A 6,267-nucleotide genomic window follows, 5' to 3' on the forward strand; every position below is an offset into this window, starting at 1 on the left:
GCTTAATCCACCCAATCGCGATGGACCAAGGTTTACGTTTTGCGATTCGTGAAGGTGGCCGTACAGTAGGTGCAGGCGTTGTAGCACGAATCATCAAATAATTTGCTTTTAATTAAAGCAGAGAAAGGCATATCTTCGGATATGCCTTTTTTATTATAGTCATGCGCTGTCTTGTGATAATAAAAAAAGCTAGGGCCATCCCTAGCTGATAGAAAGCTTTATTGGCAAGAATTGAGTAACTGTTCGTTACCTTTGCTGATGTATTCATCGTCTTCGCTACGCGCCTTATTTTTTTGCAAATCGATCATGGCATCATAAATCCCTTGCGTCATACTTGGACGATTAATTTGCGACCAACAAGTTGTGCTTAAGCGGCTAAAATTGCCTTGTAGGTCGGCAGCAAAAACCACACCGCTATAATAGGCATGAATTTTGCTATCAATGCCAGAAGCAAGTTTGGCTTTGATTTGTTCGATTGGCACTAAAATAGCACCCTCATAATATTGTTTAACGCCATTTGTAAAAGAATTAACGTCATAATCTTCTTTCACCTGTCCCGTGTAAGTTTGCACGGTAGAGGCATAAGCAACGGCGTAAGATTTTTGGTCGATTTTGTCTGAATCAAGATTAATCACAGGCTTACTATTTTCCATAAATGGAACGTAGTTGCTGATGGAAGAACATGCAGAAAGTACAGAGAAAACAGTAATAAGAGAAAGTTTTTTTAACATAAGACCTCTAAAATAGATGTTAAGATTAGGGCATATTATACTGATTATAATAAGAACAAAAAACTATTCATCATTCAAACAGGGTTATTGCAACCCATTTACTACAATATAGACAACACAAGTCCAAAAAATGATCACAGCTCCCACCAATATTTTAGTAGCAAAGTGCGGTTGTTTTTGATGTAGCTTAAAGAGCACTCTCGCGATAATACCCAACAAAAAAGGATAAAACCAGAAAATGCAAGCAAAAGCAAGAGAGGTGCTCGAGCTTAACTGAGGGTTCTCTAACAATGTTGGGGATAATAACAATGCCAATGGCCATAATAAAATAGGGCAGCATAATCCCACTAACGCCCAACTAAATCTACTCAAGCCTTTTGGTAATTGCGCTTGTTCCATTTTTACTCCATCGTTTAAAATATCTATGTGACGAATAACAGGACTATATCAAATGCAATGTGTAATTAGAAGTCAAATTCCCCAACTTACCATCAGATTTCGTGATTATTTACGTGGAAAATATCATATAGAGCTTTGCTTACGCGAAGAGCGACTTTCTAGTGGCGAGACAGAGTTTTGTGGCGATTTTGATGAAACATCACCGCAATTTACCCTAGTCGCAGAAGAAGCGAATTTATTTATCCAAAATCCTTTTGCTGAACGCTATCAACAAGCGAGTTGGGAAAATGGGGATACGCGGACACTACGATATGTTAAGGTTAAGGAGCAACCCGATCCCCACCATTATTGGTCGCGTTGGAATAATATAAAATTTACTATTTTTATCACCGCACTTTGCGCGACAATCTTTCTTTTGGAAGAACTAGGCTACGATCAACAAATTATGGCGTACGCGCATTATCCTATTTATTGGGGAGATGAAACGGAATATTGGCGTTATTTCTCCCACGCCTTTGTACATTTATCGCCCTTACATATTCTCTTTAATCTTTCTTGGTGGTGGATTTTTGGTGGTGCGATTGAACGCCATTTTGGCAGCCTAAAATTAATAGGATTATTTCTTATCGCTGCGCTGATTAGCGGCATTACTCAAAATTGGGCAAGCGGCCCCCTTTTCTTTGGGCTTTCAGGTGTCGTATATGCAGTGATGGGCTTTGTTTTTGCGGTCGATAAGTTTGGTGCCACACAAGGAACTCTCTTACCCAAAGGCTTTTTTACCATGTTAATCGTAGGGATCGTACTCGGCTTCGCCAGCCCATTAATTGGCATCAAAATGGGCAATGCCGCCCATATTTCAGGCTTAATTGTTGGACTCTGCTTAGGATTTTTACAAGCAAAAGTGCGGTGAAATGACGGGATATTTTGTGACAAAACGGACACCATTTGGCGTCCGTTTGATATTAGTGGGTTTTATGACTGGTGCTATATAAGATCTTGTCTGTATAAGCCATTGCAACGGCGGAAACTAAGAACCCTAAATGTAAGAATAATTGCCACATCATGGTTTTCTCTGGCATATTGGCGGCGTTCACAAAGGTTTGTAGCATATGAATGGATGAAATACTGATAATAGACATTGAGAGTTTCACTTTCAACACAGAGGCATTCACGTGATCCAGCCATTCGGGTTCATCGGGGTGATTTTCCGTATTTAATTTCGACACGAAAATCTCATAGCCGCCAATAATTACCATGACCAGCAAGTTCGCAATCATAACCACATCAATTAAATTCAACACAGAAAGCATAATCGCATTGCTATCCAGTTCATTAATGCCGGTTAATAATGCCCATAGGGATTTCATAAATTTATAGGCGTAAATGCCTTGAACGACAATTAAGCCAAGGTAAATCGGCAATTGCAACCAACGGCTTGCAAAGATAATTTTGCTGATCACAGTCGGTTGGCGGTGGCGAGAAGAGCGTGTTGAGGTTTCTGTTTTTTCCATAGTGTTTCCATATAAAAGTGCGTTAAATTTGGACGATAAAATACGAAAATTTTATTTAAATTTCAAGGGGTAACCCTGATTTTACCCAGCCTTCAAAGCCGCCAATCACACTATAAATGTGGTCATAGCCTTGGGCGAGCAAGTAAGTGCCTACATTTAAACTGCTAATGCCGTGATAGCACATCACAATGACTTGATCATCAAAATCTACGTTATTTTGAAATTGTCCGTAACTTTGATTGGTTAAATGAAATGCGCCTTTGGCATGGCTTTGGGTAAAACGAAGTTCGTCACGCACATCTAATAAATGCGCGCCATTATTCATCATTTCCCAGGCTTGTTCCGGTGTAATCGAGATCGGTTGTTCCATTTTCTACTTTCCTAACTAATAATAATTTTTCGGTTTCAACATCTGAATGCAATAGTTCTACAGTGGGCATCTTTTTGTTTGCCTTGGCGGATAAATCTTTAAAGCGATCAACTTTACCGACTAATCCTTGCTGCCCCACAAGAGCCGTTACTGTTTCGTTATAACGCGTACTAACCGTGCTTAAAGTTGCCCCCAATTTTGCCAAGCGTTCTGCCACTAAGCAAACTTGATTATAAATTTCCCCTGCACGAGTACTGATCTCGCGCGCTTCCACATTACCACGCTCAATACGCCATAAATTTGCTACCGTACGTAAAATTGGCATTAAAGTTGTATGAGAGACGAGAATGACATTTTTTTCATAACCAAAATTGAACAGGCTAGTTTCTTCTTTCATCGCTTCAATATAAGCAGGCTCTACTGCTACAAACATCAACACAAAATTCGGGCTACGCATTCCAATAAGATTACTATAATCTTTTTGTGATAAATCATTAATATGTTGTCGAATGGCTTTAATATGCTCTTTCATAAATTGCGCGCGCTGTAAATCATCATCAGAATTCACCGCACTTTCATAAGCCACCAGCGACATTTTGCTGTCAATAATCAAATGTTTGTTATCAGGCAAATGCACCACAAAATCCGGGTAATTGTGCTTACCTTGCTCATCTTTAAAATGCGCTTGCGCTTCGTAATGTTCCCCTTTGATTAAGCCTGCCAATTGCAAGGCGCGTTCCAGTTGCACTTCCCCCCAATTGCCCAAGGTTTTCTTCTCGCCTTTCAGTGCCGAGGTTAAATTATTGGCTTCCTGCGACATGGTCAACCCAATATCCAACACCTTTTTAATTTCCGCTTCTAAGCCCGCATTGCCTTTAAGACTTTCGGAATGAATTTCATTGACGCGCTTTTGAAAACCGTCAATTTGTTCCCGAAATGGCTTCAATAAAGCATCCAACGCCGTTTGGTTTGATTGACGAAAAGATTGTGCTTTTTCGTCCAAAATGCGATTGGCAAGATTTTGAAATTCCGTGCTTAGCTGTTGTTTTGATTGGGCAAACGCCTGTTGTTGTTCTGCAAAATGCTTTTCTTTTTCCGACAACGTAATTTTAAAGGCAGTCAGTTCTTGCGCAAGTGCGGTTAATTTTTCGCGCGTTTGGGTTAATTCGGCGCGTTCTTGGTTTAAGGCTTGATCACGCTCAGCAATTTCCGCGGTTAAATATTCATTGGCGGTTTGAACCCGTGTTAGCGACAAATCCTGCTGATTTTTCACCGCACTTAAAGCATCAAACTTCTCTGCCAACCGGTTATAATCCGCAATGTTTTTATGTAAATCCTGTGTCAGCTCGGCCACATCACGATTTTTTCGCGTCAGTACAAACACTAAAATTAAACAAAGCAACGCAAACAAAAGTGCGGTAAAGGAATAAGGATTTTGGGAAAGTTCTAGCATAGTGGGTGGTTGTTTTTTTCCGGTAAATTAGGTTGTGTAGTATAAATGAAAATGGGTAAAATCTGTATAGGGAGCGAGCGTTTGGCTCATTGCCCGTTGCGTTGCAATCGCACTCACACCGGTTACTCATTGGGAGCATGCTATGAACCAATCACTTTTTCAACATACCAAACAACAAGAAATCTGTCCTCAATGCGGTGCGTTGCTACAAATTCGTTATGGCAAAAAGGGCTTGTTTTTAGGGTGTTCGGCGTTTCCCCAATGCGATTATCTCAAACCCTTGCATACGACTTTTGAAAGCAAGGTGTTAAAAGAATTGGATGAAGTTTGTCCTGAATGTGGTCGGGCGTTGCAACTCAAACAAGGCAGCTTTGGCATGTTTATCGGTTGTAGCGGTTATCCTGACTGCCATTTTATTTTTCACGAACAAGAAACCACCCCCGAAGAAACCCCTGAAGCCATTCCTTGTCCTGATTGCAACAAGGGTGAGCTTGTTCCGCGCCGTGGGCGTGCAGGCAAGATTTTTTATGGTTGCAACCGCTTTCCGCAATGCAAATTTACCTTGCCTGTCAAACCCCAACGACAGCCTTGCCCAACCTGCGGAAAGCTGTGGGCGGCATTAAAAAAACAAGCTGAAAATCACCGCACTTTTGTGTGCTTAAACAAAAAATGCAAGTGCGTGTTTGATGTGGAAGTTGTTTAGTAACGCGTAATCTTGGTTTTCGGCATACCGCCTTGACGTTTTAACACCCAAGCAGCCACTAAGGGCGCAATAATGGCGGAAATTAAAACCGAAGCTGCGATTTGTGCCGTTGCCGTTTGCACAAAAGGCGCAAAAGTGGGATCCGCCTGCGCCACAATTTCAGGCGTGATAATAGAATTCGCTGCTGTGGTGCCTGCGGCAAACCCAATTCCGGATTGATTGCCACGTCTTAACAGCGCTTTGTAACCAATAAACACAAACAAACCCGTCACTAAGGAAGCGACTACACCCAGCAAAATACCGCTTGCCCCGCCTGTGACGATAACCGTCAAATTAATGCCTGTGCCCAAAGAGAACGCGAAAAAAGGAATAACGATCGCACTGGTAGGTTTCATCAAATTCGCCCATTTTGGATCTAAATTACCAATCACCATTCCCGCCAGCAACGGAATAATCGCCGCCATCATCAATCCCAGCGGAATATCCGCAAACCCCGAAGCACTTAAAAACAGCAACACAAAAAAGGCCCCATCATTGACCGCCGAAGCAATATACGCCCCTTGGTCGCGATAATCGCCATATTTCCCCGTAAACGCTAACCAAATGCCCCCACTAGAATTCGACACTACCGCAAGCATGGCCAGCAACGAAATCCCAATCACGCCGTCATTACCCACAAACAAGCCAAGCAAAATCACCAAACTCATAGGAATCAGGGTCTTACACAACAAAACTACCCCCGTATAAGCCAACACTGCGCCCGAACTACGCAACGAGATTTGCATCCCCGTGGAAAAAATCAACAAGGCAATCAACGGCAACGCAGAAGACTTAAAAAGTGCGGTGGTAAATGCGCCCAATTCTAATAATTCAGGGAAAAATGTTCCGACCACGGAACCAAAAATCAGCGGAATCACCATAATCCCCCCAGGGATTTTGCTGATCAAATCGTAGATGGGAAGAATGGATTTTGGGGTAGTTGGAGTGATGGTTGACATAAGTTTCTTTCCTAAATAAATAAACTGCGCCTAAGCACGTTCAAACCGATGACAAACCCTATACGAGCCGTATAGGGTTACTTAATCTGAGCCGCTCTGCGG

General features: G+C 41.9%; 8 protein-coding genes and 1 pseudogene. 3 read left to right on the forward strand and 6 right to left on the reverse strand.

The window, feature by feature from the left end:
* Positions 1–101: pseudogene (locus tag Q0O89_RS10170) on the forward strand (elongation factor Tu); the annotation flags it as partial.
* A gap of 117 nt (positions 102–218) precedes the next feature.
* Here Q0O89_RS10170 and Q0O89_RS10175 read toward each other — a convergent pair.
* Entirely contained in the window at positions 219–731 is a 513-nt protein-coding gene (locus tag Q0O89_RS10175; RefSeq protein ID WP_293731583.1) for a hypothetical protein, read from the reverse strand.
* A gap of 84 nt (positions 732–815) precedes the next feature.
* Positions 816–1,130, reverse strand: a complete 315-nt coding sequence (locus Q0O89_RS10180; RefSeq protein WP_293731584.1) for a DUF5389 family protein — start codon at positions 1,128–1,130, stop codon at positions 816–818.
* A 52-nt stretch (positions 1,131–1,182) separates the two neighbouring features.
* Here Q0O89_RS10180 and Q0O89_RS10185 point away from each other — a divergent pair, with 52 nt between their 5' ends.
* Positions 1,183–2,040 carry a rhomboid family intramembrane serine protease gene (locus Q0O89_RS10185; RefSeq protein WP_293731585.1) on the forward strand — a complete coding sequence of 286 codons (858 nt, stop codon included), beginning with the start codon at positions 1,183–1,185 and terminating at the stop codon, positions 2,038–2,040.
* A gap of 52 nt (positions 2,041–2,092) precedes the next feature.
* Here Q0O89_RS10185 and Q0O89_RS10190 read toward each other — a convergent pair whose 3' ends face one another.
* Genes Q0O89_RS10190 through Q0O89_RS10200 form a run of 3 tightly spaced genes read right to left on the reverse strand, consistent with a single transcriptional unit; the run spans position 2,093 to position 4,464 of the window.
* Positions 2,093–2,641 (reverse strand): TIGR00645 family protein, encoded by a 549-nt coding sequence (locus tag Q0O89_RS10190; protein WP_273314292.1) that lies wholly within the window; start codon positions 2,639–2,641, stop codon positions 2,093–2,095.
* 55 nt (positions 2,642–2,696) lie between these two features.
* Complete coding sequence (gene glpE, locus Q0O89_RS10195) at positions 2,697–3,011, reverse strand: thiosulfate sulfurtransferase GlpE (protein WP_293731586.1); 315 nt, start codon at positions 3,009–3,011, stop codon at positions 2,697–2,699.
* On the reverse strand, positions 2,959–4,464 hold the full coding sequence (locus Q0O89_RS10200; protein ID WP_293731587.1) for a DNA recombination protein RmuC: 1,506 nt from the start codon (positions 4,462–4,464) through the stop codon (positions 2,959–2,961). Before Q0O89_RS10200 ends, glpE begins: the two co-directional genes overlap by 53 nt.
* Before the next feature lie 142 nt (positions 4,465–4,606).
* Between Q0O89_RS10200 and Q0O89_RS10205 the strand changes: the two genes are divergently transcribed.
* The gene (locus Q0O89_RS10205) at positions 4,607–5,167 is read left to right on the forward strand and encodes a topoisomerase DNA-binding C4 zinc finger domain-containing protein (protein WP_293731588.1); all 561 of its coding nucleotides are present in this window, start codon (positions 4,607–4,609) and stop codon (positions 5,165–5,167) included.
* Here the strand turns inward: Q0O89_RS10205 and Q0O89_RS10210 are convergent.
* Positions 5,164–6,165 (reverse strand): 2-keto-3-deoxygluconate permease, encoded by a 1,002-nt coding sequence (locus Q0O89_RS10210; protein WP_293731589.1) that lies wholly within the window; start codon positions 6,163–6,165, stop codon positions 5,164–5,166. The genes Q0O89_RS10205 and Q0O89_RS10210 overlap by 4 nt on opposite strands.
* Positions 6,166–6,267: the final 102 nt, after the last annotated feature.

This window comes from uncultured Actinobacillus sp. (assembly GCF_945915845.1).
In the GTDB taxonomy this organism is placed as follows: Bacteria; Pseudomonadota; Gammaproteobacteria; order Enterobacterales; family Pasteurellaceae; genus Exercitatus.

What these genes read in the sequence shown, in the direction of transcription:
- Q0O89_RS10175 (WP_293731583.1), bottom strand. Translation starts at nt 731, where the DNA reads ATGTTAAAAAAACTTTCTCTTATTACTGTTTTCTCTGTACTTTCTGCA.
- Q0O89_RS10180 (WP_293731584.1), bottom strand. Translation starts at nt 1,130, where the DNA reads ATGGAACAAGCGCAATTACCAAAAGGCTTGAGTAGATTTAGTTGGGCG.
- Q0O89_RS10185 (WP_293731585.1), top strand. Translation starts at nt 1,183, where the DNA reads ATGCAATGTGTAATTAGAAGTCAAATTCCCCAACTTACCATCAGATTT.
- Q0O89_RS10190 (WP_273314292.1), bottom strand. Translation starts at nt 2,641, where the DNA reads ATGGAAAAAACAGAAACCTCAACACGCTCTTCTCGCCACCGCCAACCG.
- glpE (WP_293731586.1), bottom strand. Translation starts at nt 3,011, where the DNA reads ATGGAACAACCGATCTCGATTACACCGGAACAAGCCTGGGAAATGATG.
- Q0O89_RS10200 (WP_293731587.1), bottom strand. Translation starts at nt 4,464, where the DNA reads ATGCTAGAACTTTCCCAAAATCCTTATTCCTTTACCGCACTTTTGTTT.
- Q0O89_RS10205 (WP_293731588.1), top strand. Translation starts at nt 4,607, where the DNA reads ATGAACCAATCACTTTTTCAACATACCAAACAACAAGAAATCTGTCCT.
- Q0O89_RS10210 (WP_293731589.1), bottom strand. Translation starts at nt 6,165, where the DNA reads ATGTCAACCATCACTCCAACTACCCCAAAATCCATTCTTCCCATCTAC.